This is a genomic window from Kocuria oceani (assembly GCF_029524215.1).
Taxonomy (GTDB): domain Bacteria; phylum Actinomycetota; class Actinomycetes; order Actinomycetales; family Micrococcaceae; genus Kocuria; species Kocuria oceani.
This window is the reverse complement of the sequence record NZ_JARAMH010000013.1, coordinates 21,552-45,398: the sequence shown is the minus strand read 5'-3', so window position 1 is coordinate 45,398 and position 23,847 is coordinate 21,552. Positions and strand designations below refer to the sequence as shown.

Sequence of the window (23,847 nt, the reverse complement as noted above, 5' to 3'; positions counted from 1 at the left end):
TCGATGTCGGGGCGGCTATCCGAGGGGAGCCGCCCCGACGTCGTCGTCAGCCGGTGCTCACACGGTGTCGGCGCTGAGGAGCAGCGCCCGCACGAGCCGTCCCGCGTCCAGGGGCGGGGCGCCGTGGTGGTGCCCGCCCTCGAGGACGCGCTCGAAGTCCCCGCCGCCGTCGTCCGGCAGGGCGCTGCGGTCGACGAGGCGCTGGTCGACCAGGGCGTCGGCCAGGGATTCCACGTCGGGGAAGATCTGCTGGCGGCCCGTGCGGGAGCCCAGCACCCACTGGTCACCGAGGACGGTGATCCTCGCCCGGCGCCCCACGCACCGCCGCAGCTCCGCGAGGACGGCCGGCTTCATCCTGTGCCGGTTGACGTAGGCGGTCACCGTCGAAACCGCACGCCCTCCGGGGCAGCCTGCGCACATCGGAAACCCCTCCTCCCGGGTGGCTACGGCATCACGTCGCCGCTGTTGGGCCCGAGTGTCTGCCCGGTGTAGAGGTCCCCGCCGGGCGAGGAGGCCAGCAGCAGCGCGGTGGGCGCCACCTCGTGGACCTGGCCGAAGCGGCCGATGGGCAGTTCCGCCTGCTTGGCCGCCTTCCACTCCTCGGAGAGCCCCTCGATCAGCGGGGTGACGACCGGGCCGGGGGCGATCGCGTTGACCAGGATGTGGTGCTCGGCGAGCTCCAGCGCCATGGCCTTCGTCATGCCGATCACCCCGGCCTTGGCCGCGACGTAGTGCGTCAGGCCGGTGCCGCCCTTGATGCCCAGCTGGGAGGCGATGTTGATGATCCGCCCGCCGCCGCGCGCCACCATGTGGGGCGCGGCCCAGCGCGCGGCCAGGAACACGCCCTTCAGGTCCACGGCGAGGACCTTGTCGAACGTCGCCTCGGTCATCTCCAGCAGCGGCGTCTCGTCGAGGATGCCGGCGGCGCTCACCAGGACGTCGATCCCGCCGAGCTCCTCGGCGACCCGGTCCATCGCCGCCCGCACGGCCTCGCCGTCGGTGACGTCCGCCGCGAGCGCCGCGGTCCTCCCCCCGAACGCCCCGATCTCCTCGGCGACCGCCCGGGCGTGCTGCTCGTCGCGGTCCAGGACGGCCACGTCGGCGCCCTCCCGGGCGAAGAGCAGGGCGATCGCCGCGCCGATGCCGCTGCCGCCGCCGGTGACGACGGCGACCTTGCCGGTCAGTTGCTGTTCCATGTCTGCCTTTCCTGGACGGTTCAGCTCGGCCAGCGGACGGTGAGTCCGCCGTCGACGATCAGCTGCTGGCCGGTGACGTAGGCCGAGTCGTCGCTGGTGAGGAAGCGGATGGTGCGCGCCGCCTCGTCGACGTTGCCCACCCGGCCCCAGGGGATGATCGAACCCGCGGCGTCGAGCCCCTCCCGGCCCAGGGAGTTGACCGGGTCCAGGGACTGCGGGCTCTCGATCAGCCCCGGGATCACCGTGTTGACCCGGATCTTGCGCGGCGCCAGCTCCACGGCCAGGGACCGGCACAGGCCCAGCAGCCCGGCCTTCGCCGCGGCGTAGTGGGAGTGCTCCTCCCAGCCGTAGACCCCGCCCGCGATCGAGGACGTCGCGACCATGGCCCCGCCGCTCGTCATCCGGGCGCTGCAGGAGCGGAAGACCCGCAGGACGCCGGAGAGGTCGACGGCCATCATGTCGTCCCACGCCTCGTCGGTCATCTCCGCCAGGGAGGCCCGGCGGAGGATCCCAGCGGCGGCCACCGCGACGTCCAGCCGGCCGAACTCGTCGAGCGCCGTCTCGGCGAGCGCCTCGGTGTCCTCGAAGCGGCGCACGTCCATGGGCACGGCCGTGCACCGGCCGCCGGCGGCCTCCACGGCGCGCACGGTGTCCGTGGCGTTGTGGGGGTCCGCGGGCAGGTACCCGATGACGCTGTGCGCCCCGGCCCGGGCATAGGCCACCGCCAGGGCCCGGCCGATCCCGCTGCCGCCCCCGGAGATGACGGCGACCTTTCCCTCGAGCCCGTCGTCGCGGATCATGCGATCACCGTCGTCTTCAGGTGGGCGTCCTTGAGGGTGCGGGTCCCGGCCATGCACAGCGCCGAGGCGATCAGGCCCCCGGTGCCGGTGATGATCGCGGCCCAGACCGGGTCCACCCCGGCGGTGAGCAGGATGGTGAGCAGCCCGGAGCCGGCGATGCCGCCGAGCGGGGCCATCACGTGGGCCACGTTCGCGCCCATGCCGCGCACCTGGGGCGGGAAGGACTCGCCCATGTAGAACAGCAGGGCCGCGTAGGGACCGGTGAGGAAGAACAGCGTCATGGCGTACAGCGGGATGATGTAGGCGGAGGTGCCCGGGCCCAGCAGCATGGCGAGGCTGACGAGGCCGCCGGCGATCCAGCCGAGGACCACGGTGGGCTTGCGGCCGATCTTGTCGCCCAGCCAGCCGTGGAAGACGTAGCCCACGAAACCCACCGCGTTCGAGAGGACGAGGATGATCAGGGCGTTGTCGAAGGAGATGCCCTTGGCCTCGACCAGGATCGTGGTGCCCAGGACGGAGAACACCTGGATCGCGAACCAGTTGAAGAACCACGCCAGCGACAGGCAGGTCGTGTGCCGGCGCAGCTCCGGGGTGAAGACGTCCTTCACGCCGGTGGCGTGGTGGGCCCCCTCCTCGAGGTCGTGCTCCGCCGCGAGCGCGTGGGCGCCGGCCGTGTCACCGGCGGCCCGGCGGCGCCGGACCTCCTTCATGGCGGCGAAGGTCGGGGACTCGGGAAGGCGGGACGCCAGGACCACGACGATCAGCGACAGCACGGCTGCCACGACGAAGCTCCACCGCCAGCCGATGAGCGGCAGGGTCAGAGCCGACAGTCCCGCGGAGACCAGCGCGCCCACCGGCCAGCCGCCCTGCACGAGGGAGTACATGAGGCCGCGGCTCTTGGCCTCCTTGTAGATCTCGTTGAGGTAGACCGCGTTGACGACCTCCTCGGACATGGAGAAGCCGGAGAAGGAGCGGATGATCACCAGGCTGGCGGCACCGATGGCGGCACCGGTCAGACCGGAGGCCACGGCCCCGCCGATCATGAGCACCATGAGGGCCTTCTTGCGGCCCATCCTGTCGATGATGGTGCCCACGGCCAGGGCGACGAGGAAGACGCCGATCGTGGCGTAGGTGTTGATCGCGGTGGACTCGGCGGTGGTCCACCCGAAGTCCGCGGCGATGACCGGCAGAAGGGTGCCGAAGAGGGTGAAGTCGTAGACGGACGCCACCCAGGCGATGAAGGAGACCACCGAGACCTGCTTCACCACCTTCGGCGTGATGAGCACGTTCCAGGGCTCGACGCCGGAGGGCGTCGGGTTCGAGCGCAGAGAGGACATGGCGGTGTTCCTTCGTCCGTGCCGGATCAGCCGGCGTTGCGGGGACTGCGGGAGGCGAAGTCGCGGGCGACGTCCTCCATGAAGGCGAACTCCACCCCGTCGTGGCCGGCGATGTGGTCGAAGAGCCGCTCGAGCATGAGCAGGTTCTGCGGCCGGCCGGAGACGTCCGGGTGGATGGTGATCGGGAACACGGCGTAGTCCATCTCCCGGTAGACCCAGTCGAACTGGTCCTTCCACAGCTGCTCGATGTCCCGCGGGGACACGAAGCCGTGGCTGTTGGGGCTGGACTTGATGAACATCATCGGCGGCAGGTCGTCGAGGTACCACGAGGCCGGGATCTCGATGAGGTCCGTCTCCTCGCCCCGCACCAGCGGCTTCATCCACTCCCGGGCCGAGGCCGCGTCGTAGTCGATCTTGGTCCAGGTGTCGCCGACGCGGACGTAGTACGGGGTGTGGTCGTCGTGCATCAGGGAGTGGTCGTAGAGGAAGCCGCGCTCGAGCAGGATCTCGTTGGTCACCGAGGAGAACTCCCACCACGGGGCCACGTAGCCCACCGGCTTCTTCCCGGCGCGCCGGGTGATCAGGTCGGTGCAGTAGTCGAGGATCTCGGTCTCCTGCTCCCGGGTCATCGCGATCGGGTTCTCGTGGGAGTACCCGTGCACGCCGATCTCGTGGCCGGCGGCGACGGTCGCGTCGAACTGCTCGGGGAAGGTCTCGATGGAGTGGCCCGGCCAGAACCAGGTCACCGGCATCTCCCGGCGCTGGGCGAGCTGGAGCAGCCGCGGGACGCCGACCTCGCCGGCGAACAGGCCGCGGGAGATGTCCCCCGGGGAGTCCTCCCCGCCGTAGGAGCCGAGCCAGCCGCCGACGGCGTCCACGTCGATGCCGACGGACACGTAGATCTTCTTGGACATGTTGTCTCCTCTGGTGATGGGTGGGTGTTCTAGCGGTGGGCGGTGAACGCCTCGGGGAACTCGGTGCTCGAGGTCCCGAGGGAGATCAGGAGGGCGGCGAGCAGGCGGGCCTGCAGGGGGTTGAGGTCCCCCGAGGGGACCGCGCCCGCGGCCACGAGGTCGGTGCCGCCGCCGTTGCCGTAGATCGGCAGCACGGGCCCCCAGGGGGCCCGGGTGCTGAGCACGACGGCGCACCCCGCCGCCACCGCCCGTTCGACCGCCTCGGCGAAGCCGGGGCCCGCGTTGCCGACGCCCGAGCCGGCCAGCACCACGGCGTGGGCGCCGGAGCGCACGGCGAAGTCGAACAGGTCCGGGGTGGCCCCGGTGTGGGCCGTGATGATCTCGACCCGCGTGGCGTCGAAGGAGGCCGGAGGCAGGGGAAGGGCCGGGCGGCGGACCGGCCTGGCCGTCACCACGAGCTCGTGCCCGGCCATGTGCGCCACCTCCGTCCCGCCGCAGAAGGGGCTGCTCGCGGTGGTGTGCGCCTTCCGGGCTCCGCGCGCCGCACGGACCGTCCCGTCGAAGGAGATCAGCACGCCGCTGTCGCGCAGGCTCGGGGACGCGGCGGCCAGCACCGCCTCCTCGACGTTGCGCGGCCCGTCCGGGGCGGCGCTGTCGGCCGGCTGCTGGGCGCCGGTGAGCACCGCGCTCTTGGCCGAGCCGTGCACCAGCTCCAGCAGGAACGCGGTCTCCTCGAGGGTGTCGGTCCCGTGGGTGACCACCACCCCGTCCGTACCCGGATCGGCCAGCGCCTCCTGCACGGCCTCGGCGATCAGCCGCAGGTCGGCCAGGCTCAGCCGGTAGCTGCCGGTGGTCAGGACGTCCCGGGACGAGACGGTCAGCTCCCCGTACCGGGCCCGGGCCAGCTCGGCCGCCGTGTCGGTGGCCACCGAGCCCCGGTCGCCGTGACCACGCGACGCGATGGTCCCGCCGGTGCCGAGCAGATGGACGTGAGCCACTGCCTGCCTCCCCTCCAGAACGGTCCGCCCGGGAGGACGGACACTGTATGCAAACGAATGCCGCAATCGATTGCGTAAGGTGTTGCCACCGACCCTAGAGTGGGCTTCACGTGATGCGCAACACATTCACGAGAATTTAACGTCCGTTACTGTGTGGAAACAGACGCGAGGAGATGGACATGGGCGCGCGACCGGCGGTCACCCTGAAGGCCCTGGCGGCCGAACTGGGTCTCAACCCCTCCACGGTCTCCCGGGTGCTCAACGACCCCAGGGGACTGGGCTCGAGGTGGGCCTCCCCGGACACCACCGAGCGCATCTTCGCGCTCGCCGAGGAGCGCGGCTACCGCAAGAACCCCTACGCCGCCTCGCTCCGCACGGCCAAGTCGCACATGATCGGGGTCGTCGTGCCCCGCCTGCAGGACTACGTCCTGGCCACGATGTACGAGGGCATCGACGAGGCCGCCTCCGAGCACGGGTACTTCACCGTGGTCTCCAACTCCCTGGACGACCCGGCGGCCCACCGCGCCAAGGCGGAGAAGCTGCTGGACCGCCGTGCCGACGGGCTGATCTTCGGCGACGCCCTGTTCGAGGACCCCTTCCTGGACGAGCTCGCCGACCGCGGCGTGGCCTTCACCCTGGTGAGCCGGCGCTCCCCCGGTCACCGGTCCGTGACCTGCGACGACTACACCGGGGGGAGACTGGTCGCCGAGCACCTCGTGGCCTCCGGGCGGAGGAGCTTCGGCCTCATCGCGGGCGATCCGCGGGCCTCGACCTCGATCGACCGCTGCGCCGGCTTCCTCGACGCGCTCGCCGAGCACGGTCTCGGCGTGGACCCGTCCCGGGTGGCCCCCGGGGGCTTCGACGCATCGGCGGGCAGCGCGGCCGCCGCCCGGATCCTCGCCGCCGGTCCGCTGCCCGAGGCGGTGTTCGCGGTCAACGACTTCGCGGCCATCGGCGCGCTCGGCGTGCTCACCCGGGAGGGGATCAGCGTCCCGGAGGACACGGCCCTCGTCGGCTTCAACGACACGCCGCTGGCCGGCAGCGTGGGGCTCACCACCGTGCGCTCCCCCATGCACCGCATCGGCCGGCAGGGCTTCGAGCTGCTCATGGACGTCCTGGACGGCAAGGACGTCGAGAGCGTGCGCCTGCCCCCCGAGCTGGTCGTGCGCACGAGCACTTGACCGGCACTGCTGGAGCCGAAATCCCGCCGGTGGCGGGCAGCGGCCCGTGCGGCTGCCCTCGCCGCGGAGACCGTCAGACGGGCATCCGGCGCAGCGTGAGGTAGGAGCCGGCCGCGAGCAGCGCGCCCAGCAGGACGGCCCACAGCGTCAGGCCCAGCGAGCCGGCGTCCTGGATCCACCGCCAGACGTCCGGCCAGGCCTGCTGCCAGGTCACCAGGGCGACGAGCCCCACGACGGCGAGGCCGAGCGCGAGCATGACGAGCACGAGCGTCGCCGTGCCGAAGCGCTTGAAGATCGTCGCGAACCAGAAGCCGACGACGAAGAACAGCATGGTCGCCACGAAGTACGCCAGGCCCGCCGCGAGCGGCCCCTCCGCCCACACCCATTCGAGGTAGGCGAAGTACCCGTTCATGCCGTACCCGTCCGTGGCCTGCTCGATCAGCCCGAGCAGCACGAACGCCAGCGACATCCCGAGCCCGCTCACCGCCGCGGCGGCCAGGGAGCCGAGATAGAACTCCCGGCGCGTGAGACTCATCGCCTGGGAGAACGGAAAGCTCAGCGTCATGGCCTGGACCCCGACGACGAGGAAGTACCACAGCGGGGCCTGCGAGCCCCCGCCGATCTTGGCGTCGGTGCCGCCGGCGCTCTGGATGATCCAGTAGATGAGCATCGTGATCACCCACGCGCCGCCGAGCACGAGAGCCGGCACCCAGACGAAGGTCTGCGTGTTGACGAACTGCAGGCGCACCACGTTGAGCGTGCGGTGGCGCGCGGCGGCAGGGCGCGCGGCGGCGCCGGCATCGAGGGCGGTCATCGAAGGGCTCCTTCCTGGGTGGCCGCGTCGAGCGCGTCGCGGCCGGGCGAACGGTGCTGCGTGAGGCGCACGATGAGCTGCTGCAGGGAGACGGGCGCCAGCTCGAGTCCCGCCGCGGTGAGGGCCGCGCGCTCGGTCTCGTCGAGACGGCCGAGGAACGTCACGGAGGCGACCCGGCCGAGGCTCTCGCGGTGGATGACCTCCCGGCCGTTCGCGGCCCGTTCGACCGCGGCGGCGTCACCGACGACGTTCGTGGCCTGGGCGCGGGCGTCCTCGGTGGACTCGTCCATGATGATGCGGCCCGCGTCGATCACGAGCACCCGCTCGAGCAGGTTGGACACCTCGTCGATGAGATGGCTGGAGAGTAGCACCGTGCGGGGGTGCTCGGCGTAGTCCGTCAGGAGGCGGTCGTAGAAGATCTGCCGCGCGACGGCGTCGAGGCCGAGGTACGGCTCGTCGAAGAAGGTGATCTCCGCGCGGGAGGCGAGGCCGATGATGACTCCGACGGCCGAGAGCTGGCCGCGCGAGAGCTTCTTGATCGTGCGCTTGACCGGCAGCTGGAAGTCCTCGACGAGCGCGTCGGCGAGCTGCTGGTCCCACCGCGGGAAGAACAGCCGCGCCGAGGCGAAGGCGTGCCGCGGGGTGGCGTCGTCGGGGTACTTCTGGCTCTCGCGCACGAAGCACATGCGGCTGAGGACCCGGGCGTTCTCGTAGGGGTCCTGCCCGAACACGCGCACCTGGCCGCTGGTGGGCAGGTTCTGTGCGGTGAGGATCGACATCGCGGTCGTCTTCCCCGCGCCGTTGCGCCCCAGGAGGCCGTAGATCGTGTCCTGCTGGACCTCGAAGCTGACGTCGTCGAGGGCGAGCTTGTCCTTGTAGCGCTTCGTGAGATTCCGGACCTCGATCACGGGGTTCATGCTGTCTTCCAATCCGGCGGAGTTGACGGTTCCGTGCGGGCGGCACCGGCACGGACGAGCTCTGCGACGTCGTCGGGTCCGAGCCCGATCTTGCGCGCCTCGGCGAGCAGAGGCTGCACGTAGCGCAGGGCGAAGGCCTCGCGCCGCTCCTGGAGCAGGAGTGCGCGGGCGCCCGGGGAGACGAACATCCCGATCCCACGGCGCTTGTACAGCACTCCCTTGGTGACGAGCATGTTCACCCCCTTGGCGGCGGTGGCCGGGTTGATCCGGTAGAAGGCGGCGAGTTCGTTCGTCGACGGCGCCTGCGCCTCCTCGGCGAGGGTGCCGTCCACGACCGAGTCCTCGACCTGCTCGGCGATCTGCACGAACAGGGGCTTGCCTTCCTCGATCAAGGCGACCTCCGAGTTCGTGGGTTCATTACTCCACTAATGAACCATGACACTGGGGCGTCGTCAAGGGGTTGCCCGCCGCCGGGAACGAGCAGGTTCGCCGGGCCGGGGGGTGAACGTCCGGCGCGAGCACGCCCGGAGCGCCCGGATCGGCCGGCCCGGCCCCGGTCATCCGGGGCCGGTGACGACTACACTGGGTGCTCAGGACTCGTGGTTCTCGGGGGGACCCACCATGAAGAACACTCAGGGCAGCAGCAGCGCGACCGGCTGGATCGTCCTGCTCGCCGTGATCGTCTTCCTCGGCCTGTTCCGCTTCCTGATCCTCGGCGGAGTGGTCGTCATCGTCCTCGCCCTGCTCGGACTGCTCGTCTGGCTGAGCGCGGGCTTCATCCGGAGCCAGCTCCGGGCGGCCCAGGGAATCGGGGTCCCGGACACCGGAGCCGGCCCGCCGCCCGCGGTGAACCGGCGGACCGGGCAGCGGGCGGTGGAGGAGGCCCGGGCGACCGGGGCGTCCAACATGCGCACGGCGTGGATCTCCTGGCACCTGCGCTCCCTGCCGCCGCAGGACGGCAACCGCGATCCCCGGCTCCTCGCCGGGACGCTGGCCGTGGTCCCGCAGGCGGACTGGAACGCGGACCGGCTGCGGCAGCACGGGCGGGCCCTGTGGTCGCTGCGCACCACCGCCCGGGTGCACCACCTGCTCGATCAGGTGGACGCCTGCCTGGACCGCACCGTCGCCATGATCTCCGACCGCGCCGACGACGAGTTCGACACCAGCCTCGGCCAGGTCAACGACCAGTACCTCTACCACCCGGACCGGCAGGTCCGCACCGCCTATCTGGAGGGCGGTGCCCTGGGCGTGGAGGCCATCATGGACGCCGTGACCGCCGCCCGGGCCCAGGCCCGCGAGGACGCCGCGACCAAGGCCGCCGCGGAGTCCCTGGCCCAGCAGCGCAACGCCGCGCTGCGGGCACTGCGGGAGACCTACTCCCCCATCGAGAACCGGGACGCCCACGCCGCCTGGGACGAACAGGCGCGGAAGATCGAGGAGTGACCGCTCGGCGCCACGGCAGCGGGATCGGCAGGCATCCCTCCTCCTCGAGCCACCGGCACCGGGTCCCCAGCGCGGCGCGGTGGTTCTCCGGAACCTCGACGCCCCGGTTGGTCCTCAGCGGGCGGAGACGACGAGCAAGCCGATGCGCCGGCGCCCCCGCACGGACAGGAGGCACGGAGTCGGCGAGGAGGCCCCGGAGCGGCGGACCGGGTGTGCGAGGCCTAGGCGCGGCCCTGGCGCAGGTGCTCCCGGAGGCCGGGGATGGCGAAGCGGACCAGCCCGTAGCCGGCCGGCTCGATCAGCCCGGCGTCGATCAGCCGGGTCCGGTAGTTGCCCACGGTGTTCGGCCGGGCCCCGATCCGGGCGCCGATGTCCCCGGCCGTGGACGGCCCCTCGTCCTCGGCCATGGCCCGCAGGACGTCCAGGTCCCTCGGGGAGGCCGTGGAGAGCGCCGTCTCGATGACCACGCGCTCGTTCCGGCGACGGGCGGCGGCGACCGCCTGGTCCACCATCGCGTCGGTGAGCACGGACGAGACCTTCTCGGCCTCCTGCCACAGGAAGTACCCGACCAGCTGGATCAGGAACGGGTAGCCGCCGGTGGCCTCGGCGGCCCGGCGCGCCTGGTCCTCCGTCAGGGTGAAGCCGCCCGCCGCGAAGGTGTCCGTGTAGGACTGCCGGACCTCGTCGACGGCGGCGGCGTGCAGGTCGATCCGGTCGGCGCGGCGCAGGAACGTGGCCACCCCCTCGTTCAGCAGGTCCGAGACCGCCGCCGGCAGACCGGCGAAGAGCAGCGCGATGGGCAGGTCCGCACGGATGAAGTGCTGCACGTCCGCGGCCAGCTGGGCGATCTCCTGGCGGTCGGCGGCGTGGATCTCGTCCACGGTGATGACCAGGCCGGTCCGCTGCTCCTCCAGCAGGTGCAGCAGGCGCAGGCCCTCCTCGCGCCACTCCAGCTGCTGCTGGGGCGGCAGCTGGGTGGTGAAGCCGAAGCCCGCCGCGGAGACGGCGGTGAGCCGCCGGCCCTGGGGGCCGCTGCCGAGCTCCTCGGCCAGCCGGCGCATGGCGTGGCCGATCCGGCCCAGGAAGCCCTTCGTGGCCGTCTCGGAGACCACGGCCCAGCCCTGCGTGCGGGCCAGGTCCTCGGCCGCGCCCAGCATCACGGTCTTGCCCACGCCCCGGGCGCCCGTGAAGATGGTGAGCAGTCCGGGCGCCCCGGAGCGCAGGCGCAGCCCGTAGGCGAACTCGTCCAGAACCCCGGCCCGGCCGATGAGTTCCGGAGGAGAGGCCCCGGCGGTGGGCCGGAAGGGATTGTCCACGGTGCCACCTGTGTATGTCGATGAATCTTGTGAATCTTGTGTATCCAGGGTACCGGCCCGGGACGGCACCGGTTCCCGGGATCACTCGGGCCAGGCGTTCTCCCGGATGATGCGCACGAAGTCCTCCCGGTGGAAGTCGGGGTCGAAGTGGGCGAGCACGTCGTCGTTCATGGTGCCGAAGGTGGTCTCCGGCCGGTCGGCCATGCCGTCGTAGAACGCACGGAGGATCCGGTTCTTGAAGTCCGGCCGGGGGTGCGCGGCGACGACCTCGGCGCGGTGCTCCTCGGAGATCTGGTCCAGGTCGAGGCCCAGCACGTCGGTCTCGACGCCGAGGGTGACCACGGCGACCTCCGGCTCGAGGTGCAGCGGGATCTCCGGGGTGGTGTGCAGGGCGATCGCCAGCCACACGCGGCGGGCCTCCTCGGCGGAGCGGCCGTGGTCGCGCAGAAAGGCCTGTGCCGCTGCGGCGCCGTCGATCTCGAAGCGCTGGTCCCGGGTGCGGTACTCGTCGGTGAGGCCGAGGTCGTGGAACATCGCCCCGACGTAGGCGAGCTCCGGGTCCACCTCGAGCCCGCGGGCGGCGGACTTGAGCATGCCGAAGAGGAAGACCCGGCGGGAGTGGTGGAACAGGCTCTCGTCGGCGGCCGCGCGGACCAGCTCGGTGGTCTCGCGGGCGAGGGGCGAATCGGGAACGGTGATGCCGGCGATGGTCTCGGGCACGGTGTCTCCTCTGCTCGGGTGGGGTGGTGGCGTGCGGGAGCGGCCCGTGGCCGCTCCTCCCCCACTCTCTCAGGCAGAGGTGCAGCGGGACCGCAGGATGGGGACGCCCTCACCCGTCAGGTCGTCGCAGTACGCCGAGCGGCCGGCCATCGCCAGGGTGAGCGCCAGCGTGGTCCCGCGGACTCCCGGGCCGGAGCCGGTCTCGAACGGGCCGTCGGTCGCCACCAGGTGCAGGCCCTCGGCCGCGCTGCGGCTGGCCACCGCGAAGTCCCGGCTCGCGAAGAACCGCGCCACCTCGGTCACCGTGCCGACCGGCGGGGTGCGGGGCAGCCCGAGCGGGCGGCGGATGTCCTGGGCGTGCACGACGACCTCGCCCAGCCACGCCGCGGTGTCCTTGGAGGGTGCTGTGGTGCTCCCGATCACGGCCTCGAACCGGCGCAGCGTCCCGGCGGGCGTGGCGCCCCGGTGCTCGGCCAGCCGGCGCCGGTTGTGCAGGTCGGCGTCGAACCGGGCGCCCAGCATGCTCCGGAGCCAGCGGAACCGGCCGAGGCTCGCGGCGGCGGTCAGGTGGGCGACGACCTCCTCGACCGACCAGCGCCCGCACAGGGACTGCTGCGCCCACCGGTCCTCGTCCAGGCCGGCCAGGTCCTCGGCCAGGGCCGCCCGCTCGGCGTGGACGGCGGACCACAGGTCACTCGCACTGGTGCGCAGCATGGCCCCACTCAAGCACATACCGGGGTGCCGCGCCTGCGGTGTCCGCCGGTCCCGCTAGCGTGGGAGAGGACCTGCACCCCGGGGCAGCACACCGGCCACCCACCGAGGAGCTTCGATGACGAGCACCCGCTTCCTCCACACGAGCGACTGGCAGCTGGGCATGACCCGGCACTACCTCGAGGGCGAGGCCCAGTCCCGGTACACGGGAGACCGCGTGGAGACGATCCGCCGGATCGGGGAGCTGGCCCGCGAGCGGGGATGCGCGTTCGTGGTGGTGGCCGGGGACGTCTTCGAGCACGCCAACCTCAGCCGCCGGGACGTCGGCCGCGCCCTGGACGCCATGGGGGCCGTGCAGCTGCCGGTGTACCTGCTGCCCGGCAACCACGACCCGCTGGGACCGGGGTCGATCTACGCCCAGGACGCCTTCCGGGAGCTCGCGCCGGACAACGTCGTGCTCCTGGACGACGTCGGCCCCTGGCCCGCCGCCGAGGGCGTGGAGCTGGTGGCCGCCCCCTGGCGCAGCAAGCGGCCCGACACGGACCCGGTCGCCCCGGCCCTGGAGGGCCTGGCGGCGGACGGCACCCTGCGGATCGTGGTGGGCCACGGCATGCTCGACGAGCTGGACCCGGACCAGGACTCGCTCACCACCGTGCGCCGGGCGCCCCTGGACGAGGCGCTGGCGCGCCGGGCGATCCACTACGTGGCCCTGGGCGACCGGCACATCCGCTGGCCCGAGGACGGCCGCGGCGCCGTCCACTACTCCGGGACCCACGAGTCCACGAGCTTCCGCGAGCACGGCCGCGGGCAGGTCCTGGAGGTCGCCCTCGAGGACGCCGACGCCCGGGTCACCGCGCACGAGGTGGGCCGGTGGGAGCACCGGCGCCTCCAGCGCCGGCTCGACGGCCCCGAGGACGTCGACGCCCTGCGCGCCGAGCTCGCCGCACTCACGCCCAAGGAACGGATCATCCTGCAGACCGTGTTCACCGGCACCCTGAGCCTGTCCGCCTCCGCGGCACTGGAGGACCTGCTCGCGCAGCAGGCGGAGGTCTTCGCGAGCCTCAACGCGTGGGAGCGGCACACCGACCTGGTGGTCGTCCCGGACGAGCACGAGTTCGAGGACCTCGACGTCGGCGGCTACGCCGCGGACGCCGTCGTCGAGCTGCGCGGGAAGGCCGCCTCCGACGCCGAGGACGCCCCCGCCGCCGGTGACGCGCTGCGGCTCCTGTACCGCCTCGTGGGAGGAGCGACCCGATGAAGCTGCACCGCCTCAAGCTGGAGAACTTCCGCGGCGTGACCGCCCGCGAGATCGAGTTCCCCGACGCCGGGGTCGTGGTGGTCACCGGCCGCAACGAGATCGGCAAGACCTCCATGATCGACGCCCTGGACGCGCTGATCGCCCTGCCGGACAGCAGCAGGAAGCGCACGATCCTCGACGCGAAGCCCGCCGGCCGGGACGTGCCCGTGCTGGTGGAGGCGGAGTTCTCGATCGGGCCGACCCGGGTGGTCTACACCAAGCAGTGGCTCAAGAAGCCGACCACGATCCTGCGCCACGTCACGGGCACCTCGGCCGGGCGCACGGTCACCGGCCGCGAGGCCCACGACGCCGCCGAGCAGCTGTGGGCCACCGCCGACACCACCCTGTGGCAGGCGCTGCGCTATCTCCAGGCCAGCGGCCTGGACCAGAACGCCCTGACCGACAGCGCCGCGCTGCGCCGGGCCCTGGAGTCCCGCGCCGGCGAGGCCCAGGGCGACGACCGGGAGGTCGCCACCCTGCTGGAGCGCGTGGGCGCGGAGTGCGACAGGTACTGGACCTCCACGCGGAAGAGGAACGCCAAGTTCGTCCAGGCCGAGACGGACTGCCGGGAGGCCGAGACCGCCGCCGCCGCGGCCGCCGAGGAGCTGCGCGGCATCGCCGGAGTCGAGGACGAGCTGGCGGAGCTCACCGAGGAGATCACCGACTCCGGGCGCAAGCTCGCCGCGGCCCGGGCCGAGCGGGAGGAGCTCGACCGGGCCGCCGAGCAGATCGAGGCCGTCCAGCGGCAGCAGCAGGAGGCCCAGCGTCGCCGGGACGCCGCCCAGGGCCAGCTCGACCGCGCCCGTGAGCGCGCGACCCGCCGCACGGAGCTCGTCGCCGCCCTCGCCGCCGACGAGGAGCGCAGCTCCGCCCTCGCCGACGACCTGAGCGCGTGCGAGGAGGACCTCGCGCCGGTGCGGGAGCACGCCGAGGAGGCCGAGCAGCGCCGCGCCGCGGCACAGGCCGCGGTGCAGGAGGCCCGGGCCGCGCACCGGTCCGCGCGGGAGGACCAGAAGCACCTCGACGACGTCGAGCGCCACCGCCGCGCGAGCACGGTCCTGGACTCGCTCGAGACGGTCCGGGCGCGGCTGACCGAGCTGCGGTCCCGTCCCGCCACGGAGATCGACGAGGACGTCCTGGACGACCTCGACCGGGCCCAGCGCACCGCGGAGCGGGCCGAGGCCGAGCTGGCCGCCGGCAGCGCCCGGGTGGAGCTGACCGCGATCGGGCACGCGCGGTCCATCGAGCGCTGCGGCGCCACGGAGGAGGTCCGCCCCGAGGAGCCGTGGTCGGTGCCGGTGACCGACGAGGTCGAGGTCGAGATCCCCGGCGAGTGGCGGGTGCGGATCTCCCCGGAGCAGGGCATCGAGACCCGCCGGGACGCCGCGCAGCAGGCCGCCGAGGCGTTCGCCGCACTGCTGGCGCGGCACGGGGTCGAATCGGTCGCCGAGGCGCGGGCCGCCTGGCGCGACGCCCAGGAGCTGGACCGGCAGGTGCGCGAGGCCGAGGCCGACCGCGACCGGCTCCTCGACGGCGAGGACGAGAGCCGGCTGCGCGACGAGCGCGACCGCCTCGCGGCCGCGATCGAGCAGTACGGCGACCGGCGCAGCGGCGACGCGCCGCTGCCGGAGTCGTCCGGCGCGGCGCAGGCAACGGTCGAGGCCGCCGAGACCGCCCTCACCGAGGCCGAGGACGCCGCCCGCCGCACGGAGGCCGCCGCCCAGGCGGCACGCGCGAACCTGGAGAAGGCCCAGACGCGGCTGCACTCCCTGCAGGGTGCGGCCCTGGAGCAGGAGCGGGCCCTCACCGCCGCCCGGGCCCGGCTCGAGGAAGCCCGCCACGAGGTGCCGGACGAGGACCTCGACCACGCCGTCACGCACGCCGGCGAGGCGCTGGCCGCCGTCCAGGAGGAGATCGACGCGCACGAGGCGCACCTGACGGGTCTCGACGCCGAGCGGGTGCTCGCCGACCGGGAGCTCGTGGCCGACCAGGTCGCCGGGCTCGAGCGGCTGCTCGCCGACCGGCAGGGCCGCCGCAGCTCCCTGCTGGGCAAGCTCGAGGGCATGGGCCGTGACCGGGTGCAGCTGGAGCACGACCAGGCGGAGACCCGGCTCGAGGCGGCCCGGCGCCATCTGGCCGCGGTCGAGCGGCGGGCCGAGGCCGCCCTGCTGCTGGAGCGCACCCTGCTGGCCCACCGCGAGCGCGCCCACGCCCAGTACGTCCAGCCCTTCCGCAGCGCGGTGGAGCAGCTGGGCCGGGCGGTCTACGGCCCGGAGTTCGAGGTCCTGGTGAGCGGCACCCTGGAGGTGGAGCAGCGCAAGCTCGACGGCGACTGGCTGCCGTTCTCCGCCCTCTCCACGGGCGCCAAGGAGCAGCTGGTGATCCTCATCCGGCTCGCCACCGCCCTGCTGGTGGACCCGGAGGACGGGGTGCCGGTGCTGCTCGACGACGCCCTGGGCCACTCCGACCCGCAGCGGCTGCGCCGGCTGGCCTCGGCCATCGCCACCGCCGGGGAGCGTACCCAGGTGATCGTGCTGACCTCCAACCCCGAGCGCTTCGCGAACCTGCGGGAGGCGCGGCGGATCGAGATGTGAGCGGCCCTGTGGTTCAGGAGGTCGGCCCTCCACCCACGGGTGGCATCGGGCCCACCACGTCGTAGGTCGCGCAGACGAACGCGCGGTTGCGGGCCACGTCCTTCAGCTCCAGGTCGAACCTGCGGGGGAACAGCGGCCGGCCCGCCCCGAGGGTGATCGGCGCGATGGAGACCATCAGCCGGTCCAGCAGCCCGGCCTCGGCGAACTGGGCGGCCAGGTCACCGCCGCCGACCACCCAGATGTCCTTTCCGCCGGCGGCGTCCGCGAGGTCGGCGTGGATCGGTGCCACCTGCCCCTGGGCGAAGCGGATGTCCGCCCCGGGAATGCCCGGCAGCTCCGCGTGGGAGACCACCCAGGCGGGCATGTCGTAGGGCCACTCCTCACCGGAGGCGTGCAGGTGCGCGCGGACCCACTCGTAGGTGGTGCGTCCCATCACGACCGCCCCGATCCCGGCGATGAACTCGTCGTAGCGGTGCGGACCCTCGGGGTCGGAGTCCTGCCGGAACAGCCACTCCAGGGAGTCCTGCTCGTCGGCGAGGTAGCCGTCCAGGGTGGCGGCGGTGTAGAAGACGGTGCGGGTCATCGGAGGCCTCCGGTACGTCGTTGCAACCATTCGATCGGGTCCCCGGCATCGGGGGTGACTCCGGCGCGGCGCAGCATCAGCCGGCCCAGCTGGCGCCGGTGCGCGGAGAACGTGAGCACGTGGGCGATCACGCTGCTGACGACGAAGCTCTCCGGCGGGTCGCACAGCGCGTCGATGATCCGGTCGCCCCACGCGGCTCTGCGGTCGATGTCCCGGACCATGGCCAGCCACCTGGGGGCGATCTCCCGGTGGCGATCCGCCAGTGCCACCGGATCGTCGTCCCCGGTGTCCGGGGCCTCGTGCCCCTCGATGGCCGCCAGCCAGATCTCCTTGGCCGTGACGAGGTGGCGCAGCACGTGGGCCAGCGACTCGTCGGGGCCGTCCCAGCCCAGGGGCGCACTGTCCGGCACGTGCACCCTGCGGTACTCCTCCTCGGACACCCCTTGTGCCCGCGTCAGCAGGTCGCTGACGTCCTCGACGTCGTGGTGCAACATCAGTTCCGTCACGTCGGCCGCCGCAGGCCGGGCCGTTGCGGCTTCGTGGGTGTCGACCCACAGGGAGGTCGGAGGGTGGAAGTGGATGCCGTTGGGAGCCGGCAGCCAGTGGCTCGTGCCACGCTCAGCGGTGGTGCTGGGGGGATGGCCGAACGCCCTGGTGAAGGCGCGGGCGAAACCGTCGACGGACTCGTACCCCGCAGCCCACGCCGTCTCGGTCACCGACCGGCCTGACCCCAGTTCCCACGCCGCCCGCTCCAGCAGAACCCGGCGCCGCATCGTCACCGGCGGCTCCCCGGTGCCGCGGGTCAGCCGGCGGCTGAAGTGGTAGGGCGAGGACCAGGCCCCACCGGCCATGTCCTCGAGAGTGCGGTTGTTCTCGTCGAGCACCGCGTCGAGCAGCTCGCGTAGTCGGTCACGGTCTTGATCCTGCATATCCCCAGTCTGGCCGGACCGAGCCGCTCAGCGCCCGACCGTCCTTGCTCTGTGCAGCGCCGCGTTGCGGGCGGCACGCCCTTCCGGACGTCAGAGGTCCGTGCTGCAGGCGGGCGTACGGGTGCTCGTCCTCCGTCGTCGATGGCCGATGACACACAAGCACGGCTGGCGGTCCGCCCTTGCCCCGGCTTCCTCGGGGGCGCACTGTGAGTGGCACACCCCAGGGCCGGCAGCGGCGAGTCAGATCCTGGAGCCAGGCCGGAGGAGATCAGCCCATGGGCCGCCGTTCCGATCCACCCCGTCGGCCGCCCGGCGCCGCGTGGGAACCCGATGCGGGAGCCGGTGCCGTGCACGGCCTGATGTCGGTGCTGGTCTTCGGCGCGCTGATGGTCGTCGTTCGCGCCCGGGGACGGCTGGGCCTGCCGTCCCCGGGCACGGACGACCTGCACCGGTCGGGAGGAACCCCATGACCCCGTCGACCCCGGCCCCCAGGGACACCGGCCGCCGCTCCCGGGATGGTTCCCCGGCCCGGCGCCGGCCCGTGACGGTCTTCCTCCTCCTGGCCCTGGGCCTGGGGTGGGCGGCGCTGACGGTCCCCGTGGTCATCGGGGCTCCGGTGGAGTCCTTCCTGCTGGCCATGACCTTCGTCGCACTGCTGGGCTCGGCCCTGCTGGTGACCCGCCTGGCGGACGGTCCGGGCGCGGTCCGGCGGTTGCTGGGCCGGGCCTTCGCCTGGCGCTTCGGCGCGGCCCGCTGGGCGGTGGTCCTGCTGGGCATCCCGGTGCTCACCCTGGCGCTGGCCGCGGTCACCGGTACCCTGCGCGCTCCGCCGGCCGGCTGGGCGGCCGAGGCGGGGTGGTACCTGTTCACCACCCTCGTCGTCGGGGCGCTGGTGCTCAACCTGTGGGAGGAGACCGCGTGGGGCGGGTTCCTCCAGTCCCGGCTCACCGCCCGCCACGGACTGGTGGTCGCCGCGCTGCTCACCGGCCTGCCCTTCGCGGGGATCCATCTGCCGCTGTACCTGGCCGAGGGCTGGAGCGGGGAGACCGCCCGGGACCTCGTGCTGCTCTTCCTGCTCGTGCCCGTCTACCGGTACCTGCTGGGCATGCACCTGCTGGACACGGGCGGCAGCGTGCTGGCCATCGGTGTCCAGCACGCCTCCTGGAACGCCGCCGGGAGCCTCGGCGCGGTCGAGGGCGAGTGGCAGGTGATGGTGGCCGTGGTTCTGCTCACCCTCCTGATGGCGCTGGAGCGGCACGTCAGGGGCCGGGACGCCCGGCCCCTCGGCCGTGCCGCCGAGCGACGGGCCGCCGCCGGGTGGATCAGCCGGCGCGGGCCCGCCCCGGGGACCGCGGACGACGGTCGAGGATGACCGGGCAGTGCGGCGTCAGGCGGGCCCCGCCGCGTCGCCGGGCCGCCGGGCCTCCAGCAGGCCGACGAACATGGTCCGGTGCAGCCGGTCCACGTGCTGGTGGGAGACGTCCACGGCCGTCCGGCAGTCGCGGGCGGCCAGGGCACGGACCAGCCCGATGTGGTCGTGGTTGGACAGGTGCAGCTGGTCGATCGGGTACGGGATGAAGTAGCCGTAGAGCTGCTCGAGCACCCTGAGGTACTCCTCCGCGGCGTTCCCGACGGCGGCGGCCTCGGCGACCGCCCGGTGGAACTCGTCGTCGGCCTGGTGGTAGACGGACCAGCTCCGGGCCTCCGCCATCCGGCGGGTCAGTTCCTCGAGGTGCCGGAGGTGCTCGTCCGTGGCGCGGAGGGCGGCGAAGTGCGCCAGCGCGCACTCCATGAGCAGGCGGCGGTCGATCAGGCCGTGCACCTCCACGGTCTCCGCCGCCGGGACGACGAGCCGGCGCAGCGCCTCGGCGGAGGGCTGGTCGGCGACGAACGTGCCGCCGCTGCGCCCGCGCCGCCGGACCAGCACACCGTCGTCGGCGAGGCTCATGAGCGCCCGCCGGGCGGTCATCGGACTGACGGAAAGCCCGCGGGCGACCTCCTCCTGGTCCGGCAGCCGCTCGCCGGGCTGGAGCATGCCCAGCGAGATGGCCACGCCGATCCGCAGGCGCACCGCGTCGATGGCGTTGCGCCGCCCGAGGCCGCCGAGCACCCCGGCGCCGAGGGCGTCCGCAGGTGCGTCGTCGTGGGCCACGCCGTCCACTGTACGGCTCGGCATCGCGCCCCTTCCTTTATTGGATCAATTGGATCTAATATAGCTCGCGTATCCCGGACCAGCAGATCGGACCCCACATGCACCGCACGCTCTCCCTGGTCGCCGCACAGGCCGCTCCGCGCCTGATCGGCGAACCGGTGTCCGCCTTCGCCGACGAGGTCGGCGAGATCCTCCGGACCCGCCCGGACACCCGGCTGGTCGTCTTCCCGGAGCTGCACCTGTTCGGGGACGGGGACCCCGACCGGCAGCGCACCGAGGCCCTGCAGGACAGCGCCCAGCCGCTGGACGGCCCCCGCACCCAGGAGCTCCGGCAGCTGGCCGGGGACCTCGGGATCTGGCTGGTGCCCGGCAGCGTCTGCGAGCGCGGCCCGGAGGGCCAGCTGTTCAACACCCAGCTCGTGCTCTCCCCCGAGGGCGAGCTCGCCGGCCACTACCGCAAGGTCTTCCCGTGGCGCCCCCACGAGCCCTACGACCCGGGCGACCGGTTCACCACCGTCGACGTCGACGGCGTCGGGCGGCTGGGGCTGAACATCTGCTACGACGCGTGGTTCCCGGAGGTCACCCGCCAGCTGGCCTGGATGGGCGCCGAGGTGGTGCTCAACGTCGTGAAGACCACCACCCCGGACCGCCGCCAGGAGGTGGTCCTGGCGCAGGCCAACGCCATCACCAACCAGGTGTTCATGGTCAGCGTGAACTGCGCCGGCCCCGTGGGCGCCGGGCAGAGCCTGATCGTCGACCCGGAGGGACGGATCCTGGCGTCCTCCACCGACGACCGGCCGGAGCTGCTCGCCGCGGACCTGGACCTCACCCACGTCGAGCGCGTGCGCGCCGAGGGCACGGAGGGGATCAACCGCATGTGGTCCCAGTTCCGCGCCGGCGAGAGCCCCATCGACCTTCCCGTCTACGGGGGCCGGATGGACCCGGCCACCTGGACCCCGCGACCCTTCACACCCTGAGGACCTCAGCATGGAAACGACGACCCTGACCCGCACGCTGCGGCTGCCCTCGCTGGTCCTCTTCGGACTGGCCTACCTCACGCCGATCATCGTCCTGGGCATCTTCGGCGTCATCGCCGAGACCTCCGGCGGCGCCGCACCGGCGTCCTACCTCGTGGCGCTGGCCGCGATGCTGCTGACCGCGCACAGCTACGGCCGGATGGCCGCGGCCCACCCCGTGGCCGGCTCCGCCTACACCTACGTCCGCCGCTCCATCGACTCCCGCGCCGGGTTCCTGGTCGGCTGGGCGGTGCTGCTGGACTACCTGTTCCTGCCCATGGTGATCTGGCTGATCGGCGCCTCCTACCTGGACGCCCAGTTCCCCGGTGTGCCCTTCGCCGCATGGATCCTCGGGTTCGTCGTGATCACCACGGTGCTCAACGTGCTCGGGATCAAGGTCGCGGACAAGGCCAACTACCTGCTGATGGCCTTCCAGCTCCTCGTCCTGGGGTTCTTCGTCGTCCTGTCGGTCGGCGCCGTGGTCTCCGCGGCCGGGCCGGGCGGGCTGGTGAGCGCCGAGCCGTTCCTCAGCAGCACCTCCGACCTCGGGATGGTCACGGCCGGCGCCGCCATCGCCGCGTACTCCTTCCTGGGCTTCGACGCCGTCACCACGCTCACCGAGGAGGCGGTCGAGCCGCGCAAGAACATGCCGCGGGCGATCATGCTCATCGCCCTGATCGGCGGCGGCATCTTCGTGGTCGTCTCCTACGTGACGCAGCTGGTCCACCCCGGCGGCCGGTTCGAGGACACCGCCTCCGCCGCGTCCCAGATCGCCTTGCAGATCGGCGGTCAGCTGTTCGGGGCGGTGTTCCTCGCCGGTCTCGTCGTCGCGCAGTTCGCCTCCGGCCTCGCCGCGCAGGCCAGCGCCTCCCGGCTGCTGTACGCCATGGGCCGGGACGCCGTGCTGCCCAAGGCCGTGTTCGGCCGGCTGGACCCGCGCTTCCGCACCCCGGTCCTGAACCTGGTCATCACCGGCGCCGTGGGGCTGATCGCGATCTTCCTGGACGTGGCGACGTCCACCTCGTTCATCAACTTCGGGGCGTTCACCGCCTTCACCCTGGTGAACCTCGCGGTGATCTTCCACTTCGTGCGCGAACGCCGCGCCGGGCACCGGCTCAACGTCCTGAGCTACGTGGTGGTGCCCGCCGGAGGCGCCCTGGTGTGCGCCTTCCTGCTGTCCCAGCTCGACGCGAACGCCCTGACGCTGGGCTCCCTCTGGCTGGTGTGTGGGATCATCGCCCTGGCCGTGGTCACCCGCGGCTTCCGCGCCGCGCCGCCGGAGATGGCCGCCACGGAGCAGCAGGTGACCCACGAGGTCGCCTGACTCCCCTGCTGCGGAAGGAACGACGGAATGCGGATCGCCGTGGGCCAGCTCCGGTCCGGCACGGACGTGGGCGCGAACCTGGCCGCGATCGCGGCCCTCGTCGAGGACGCCGCCGGCCGCGGCGCCCGGATGGTGGTGCTGCCGGAGTACGCCGCCTACCTGAAGAAGGCCGTCGACGAGACCTTCCCGCAGGTCGCCGAGCCGCTCGACGGCCCGGTGGGCACCGAGCTGGCCCGCCTCGCCGCCCGCCACCGCGTGACCGTGGTGGCGGGCGTGGTCGAGGCCTCCGAGGTCCCCGGGCGTGCGCACAACACCCTGGTGGTCCACGGCCCCGACGGGCAGCGGATGGCGCGCTACCGCAAGATCCACCTCTTCGACGCCCAGGGTTACGCGGAGTCCCGCTTCATCGAGGCGGCACCCGCCCCGGAGCCGGTGGTCTTCGACGTCGACGGGCTGCGCTTCGGCCTGCTGACCTGCTACGACCTGCGCTTTCCGGAACTGGCCAGGGCGCTGGCCGACGCCGGGGCGCAGGTCCTGCTGAGCTGCGCGGCGTGGGTGCCCGGGGAGCACAAGCTGCGGCAGTGGCAGGCCCTGTCCACGGCGCGGGCCATCGAGAACGGGGCCTACGTTGTCGGGTCGTGCCAGGCGGAGCCGATCTCGATCGGCCACTCCCTCGTGGTCGACCCCATGGGCGCGACCGTGGCCGAGCTGGGCCCCGACCCCTCCCTCGCCGTGGCCGAGGTCCTGCCGGAGCTGATCAGCTCCGCACGGCAGCGCTTCCCGATGGCCGCGCAGCGACGGCTTCCCGCCCCCGGATGACGCGCGGTCAGGCCCGGAGCACCACCTGCGTGAGGTGGCTCACCTAGACTCGGGGCCACGGAGACGAGGGACGGACATGAGCATCGAGGACCAACGGCGCTCCCGGGCGGCGGCCACGGGATCACAGGAGCCGACGTCGGACGGTCGCGCCCGTGCCGAGGCCGTGGCCCGGGAGGCCGCGGCACCGAACGCCGACCTGGAACAGGCGCTGGCCGAGGTGCGGAAGGTCGGGGTCGAGGCGAGCGAGCTGCTGCGCGCGGAGGGCTTGAAACCGGCCCGGCTGGTGCACTTCCCCCCGGGCGCCCGGGCCTACCCCCTGATCGGTCGTGCGCTCTCCGGGGTCCGGTGCGGCTACGGATGGCACGTCGTCCGCGGCCTGGTCGTGGCGACGGACGGCCGGCTGTGGGCCCGCACCCCGGGCCCCGACGCCACCCCGCCGCAGGACCTGGGTGCCTGGCGGCTGGAGGTGGAGCCGCCCGGCGGCCCGGGGAAGCTGCCGCCTCCCGTGGCGTTCGACGGCGCCTCCCTGCACACCGTGCGCCGGATCTCCGAGGACGAGTACCTGAAGGTCGACCTCATCGACCGCCTCACGGACGGCTATGCCCGGTTGCTCATCCTCCACCACCGGCAGCGGTCCTGAGGGGGCGAGTCGTGGACCGGACACGGCCCGTCCCGACGGGCGGACGCATGGCCTCTCCACACCGTCGTGCCGCGCAGTGCGTCACCGACGGCGGCCTGCCCTCCTCGGGCTTACAGTCGAAGCTGTGATTGCAAAAGGAAACGGAC

At 72.9% G+C, this 23,847-nt stretch carries 25 protein-coding genes; 10 read left to right on the top strand and 15 right to left on the bottom strand.

The window, feature by feature from the left end; translation table 11 throughout:
• Window positions 1–57: 57 nt before the first annotated feature.
• The 6 genes from PU704_RS14050 to PU704_RS14025 all read right to left on the bottom strand — a co-directional run bounded on the left by PU704_RS14050 (window position 58) and on the right by PU704_RS14025 (window position 5,245).
• Window positions 58–381, bottom strand: a complete 324-nt coding sequence (locus tag PU704_RS14050) for a hypothetical protein (RefSeq protein ID WP_047803606.1) — start codon at window positions 379–381, stop codon at window positions 58–60.
• 62 nt (window positions 382–443) lie between these two features.
• Window positions 444–1,196, bottom strand: coding sequence for an SDR family NAD(P)-dependent oxidoreductase (locus tag PU704_RS14045; RefSeq protein ID WP_047803607.1), 753 nt, complete (start codon window positions 1,194–1,196; stop codon window positions 444–446).
• Between the two features lie 20 nt (window positions 1,197–1,216).
• Window positions 1,217–1,996, bottom strand: coding sequence for an SDR family NAD(P)-dependent oxidoreductase (locus PU704_RS14040; RefSeq protein WP_277551775.1), 780 nt, complete (start codon window positions 1,994–1,996; stop codon window positions 1,217–1,219).
• On the bottom strand, window positions 1,993–3,333 hold the full coding sequence (locus PU704_RS14035; RefSeq protein ID WP_277551774.1) for an MFS transporter: 1,341 nt from the start codon (window positions 3,331–3,333) through the stop codon (window positions 1,993–1,995). The genes PU704_RS14040 and PU704_RS14035 overlap by 4 nt, the downstream gene beginning before the upstream one ends.
• Before the next feature lie 26 nt (window positions 3,334–3,359).
• Entirely contained in the window at window positions 3,360–4,247 is an 888-nt protein-coding gene (locus PU704_RS14030; protein WP_047803610.1) for a polysaccharide deacetylase family protein, read from the bottom strand.
• Window positions 4,248–4,276: 29 nt separating this feature from the next.
• Entirely contained in the window at window positions 4,277–5,245 is a 969-nt protein-coding gene (locus PU704_RS14025; protein ID WP_047803611.1) for an asparaginase, read from the bottom strand.
• Between the two features lie 179 nt (window positions 5,246–5,424).
• Here PU704_RS14025 and PU704_RS14020 point away from each other — a divergent pair, with 179 nt between their 5' ends.
• Window positions 5,425–6,426 carry a LacI family DNA-binding transcriptional regulator gene (locus PU704_RS14020; protein WP_047803612.1) on the top strand — a complete coding sequence of 334 codons (1,002 nt, stop codon included), beginning with the start codon at window positions 5,425–5,427 and terminating at the stop codon, window positions 6,424–6,426.
• Between the two features lie 73 nt (window positions 6,427–6,499).
• On the opposite strand, the gene PU704_RS14015 is transcribed toward PU704_RS14020, so the two are convergent.
• From PU704_RS14015 to PU704_RS14005, 3 genes are read right to left on the bottom strand one after another with little or no spacing between them, the layout of a single operon-like run.
• Complete coding sequence (locus PU704_RS14015; RefSeq protein WP_075871476.1) at window positions 6,500–7,240, bottom strand: hypothetical protein; 741 nt, start codon at window positions 7,238–7,240, stop codon at window positions 6,500–6,502.
• Window positions 7,237–8,157 (bottom strand): ABC transporter ATP-binding protein, encoded by a 921-nt coding sequence (locus PU704_RS14010; RefSeq protein ID WP_047803614.1) that lies wholly within the window; start codon window positions 8,155–8,157, stop codon window positions 7,237–7,239. Before PU704_RS14010 ends, PU704_RS14015 begins: the two co-directional genes overlap by 4 nt.
• Window positions 8,154–8,549 (bottom strand): GntR family transcriptional regulator, encoded by a 396-nt coding sequence (locus tag PU704_RS14005; RefSeq protein WP_075871519.1) that lies wholly within the window; start codon window positions 8,547–8,549, stop codon window positions 8,154–8,156. The genes PU704_RS14010 and PU704_RS14005 overlap by 4 nt, the downstream gene beginning before the upstream one ends.
• 229 nt (window positions 8,550–8,778) lie before the next feature.
• Here PU704_RS14005 and PU704_RS14000 point away from each other — a divergent pair, with 229 nt between their 5' ends.
• Complete coding sequence (locus tag PU704_RS14000) at window positions 8,779–9,600, top strand: hypothetical protein (protein WP_075871475.1); 822 nt, start codon at window positions 8,779–8,781, stop codon at window positions 9,598–9,600.
• A gap of 221 nt (window positions 9,601–9,821) precedes the next feature.
• Here the strand turns inward: PU704_RS14000 and PU704_RS13995 are convergent, their stop codons facing one another.
• From PU704_RS13995 to PU704_RS13985, 3 genes are all read right to left on the bottom strand, one after another.
• Window positions 9,822–10,916, bottom strand: coding sequence for an AAA family ATPase (locus PU704_RS13995; RefSeq protein ID WP_075871474.1), 1,095 nt, complete (start codon window positions 10,914–10,916; stop codon window positions 9,822–9,824).
• Window positions 10,917–10,997: 81 nt separating this feature from the next.
• Entirely contained in the window at window positions 10,998–11,636 is a 639-nt protein-coding gene (locus tag PU704_RS13990; protein ID WP_075871473.1) for an HD domain-containing protein, read from the bottom strand.
• Window positions 11,637–11,705: 69 nt separating this feature from the next.
• The gene (locus tag PU704_RS13985) at window positions 11,706–12,350 is read right to left on the bottom strand and encodes a maleylpyruvate isomerase family mycothiol-dependent enzyme (protein ID WP_277551773.1); all 645 of its coding nucleotides are present in this window, start codon (window positions 12,348–12,350) and stop codon (window positions 11,706–11,708) included.
• A 115-nt stretch (window positions 12,351–12,465) separates the two neighbouring features.
• Here PU704_RS13985 and PU704_RS13980 point away from each other — a divergent pair, with 115 nt between their 5' ends.
• Complete coding sequence (locus PU704_RS13980) at window positions 12,466–13,605, top strand: metallophosphoesterase family protein (protein WP_075871472.1); 1,140 nt, start codon at window positions 12,466–12,468, stop codon at window positions 13,603–13,605.
• The gene (locus PU704_RS13975; protein ID WP_277551770.1) at window positions 13,602–16,238 is read left to right on the top strand and encodes an AAA family ATPase; all 2,637 of its coding nucleotides are present in this window, start codon (window positions 13,602–13,604) and stop codon (window positions 16,236–16,238) included. The genes PU704_RS13980 and PU704_RS13975 overlap by 4 nt, the downstream gene beginning before the upstream one ends.
• Window positions 16,239–16,251: 13 nt before the next feature.
• On the opposite strand, the gene PU704_RS13970 is transcribed toward PU704_RS13975, so the two are convergent.
• Both PU704_RS13970 and PU704_RS13965 read right to left on the bottom strand, forming a co-directional pair.
• Window positions 16,252–16,821 carry a dihydrofolate reductase family protein gene (locus PU704_RS13970; RefSeq protein ID WP_277551769.1) on the bottom strand — a complete coding sequence of 190 codons (570 nt, stop codon included), beginning with the start codon at window positions 16,819–16,821 and terminating at the stop codon, window positions 16,252–16,254.
• The gene (locus PU704_RS13965) at window positions 16,818–17,750 is read right to left on the bottom strand and encodes a helix-turn-helix domain-containing protein (protein WP_047803623.1); all 933 of its coding nucleotides are present in this window, start codon (window positions 17,748–17,750) and stop codon (window positions 16,818–16,820) included. The genes PU704_RS13970 and PU704_RS13965 overlap by 4 nt, the downstream gene beginning before the upstream one ends.
• 347 nt (window positions 17,751–18,097) lie before the next feature.
• On the opposite strand from PU704_RS13965, the gene PU704_RS13960 reads away from it, so the two are divergent.
• Both PU704_RS13960 and PU704_RS13955 read left to right on the top strand, forming a co-directional pair.
• Window positions 18,098–18,220 (top strand): hypothetical protein, encoded by a 123-nt coding sequence (locus PU704_RS13960; protein WP_255396137.1) that lies wholly within the window; start codon window positions 18,098–18,100, stop codon window positions 18,218–18,220.
• Window positions 18,217–19,122, top strand: coding sequence for a CPBP family intramembrane glutamic endopeptidase (locus PU704_RS13955; protein WP_277551766.1), 906 nt, complete (start codon window positions 18,217–18,219; stop codon window positions 19,120–19,122). Before PU704_RS13960 ends, PU704_RS13955 begins: the two co-directional genes overlap by 4 nt.
• Window positions 19,123–19,137: 15 nt before the next feature.
• On the opposite strand, the gene PU704_RS13950 is transcribed toward PU704_RS13955, so the two are convergent.
• Window positions 19,138–19,926 (bottom strand): FadR/GntR family transcriptional regulator, encoded by a 789-nt coding sequence (locus PU704_RS13950; protein WP_277551765.1) that lies wholly within the window; start codon window positions 19,924–19,926, stop codon window positions 19,138–19,140.
• Between the two features lie 74 nt (window positions 19,927–20,000).
• Between PU704_RS13950 and PU704_RS13945 the strand changes: the two genes are divergently transcribed.
• The 4 genes from PU704_RS13945 (at window position 20,001) to PU704_RS13930 (ending at window position 23,701) form a co-directional block, all read left to right on the top strand.
• Window positions 20,001–20,879 (top strand): carbon-nitrogen hydrolase family protein, encoded by an 879-nt coding sequence (locus tag PU704_RS13945; RefSeq protein ID WP_277551764.1) that lies wholly within the window; start codon window positions 20,001–20,003, stop codon window positions 20,877–20,879.
• Between the two features lie 10 nt (window positions 20,880–20,889).
• Entirely contained in the window at window positions 20,890–22,242 is a 1,353-nt protein-coding gene (locus PU704_RS13940; protein WP_277551763.1) for an APC family permease, read from the top strand.
• 27 nt (window positions 22,243–22,269) lie between these two features.
• Window positions 22,270–23,061 carry a carbon-nitrogen hydrolase family protein gene (locus PU704_RS13935; RefSeq protein WP_277551762.1) on the top strand — a complete coding sequence of 264 codons (792 nt, stop codon included), beginning with the start codon at window positions 22,270–22,272 and terminating at the stop codon, window positions 23,059–23,061.
• Window positions 23,062–23,137: 76 nt separating this feature from the next.
• The gene (locus PU704_RS13930) at window positions 23,138–23,701 is read left to right on the top strand and encodes a hypothetical protein (protein WP_277551761.1); all 564 of its coding nucleotides are present in this window, start codon (window positions 23,138–23,140) and stop codon (window positions 23,699–23,701) included.
• Window positions 23,702–23,847: the final 146 nt, after the last annotated feature.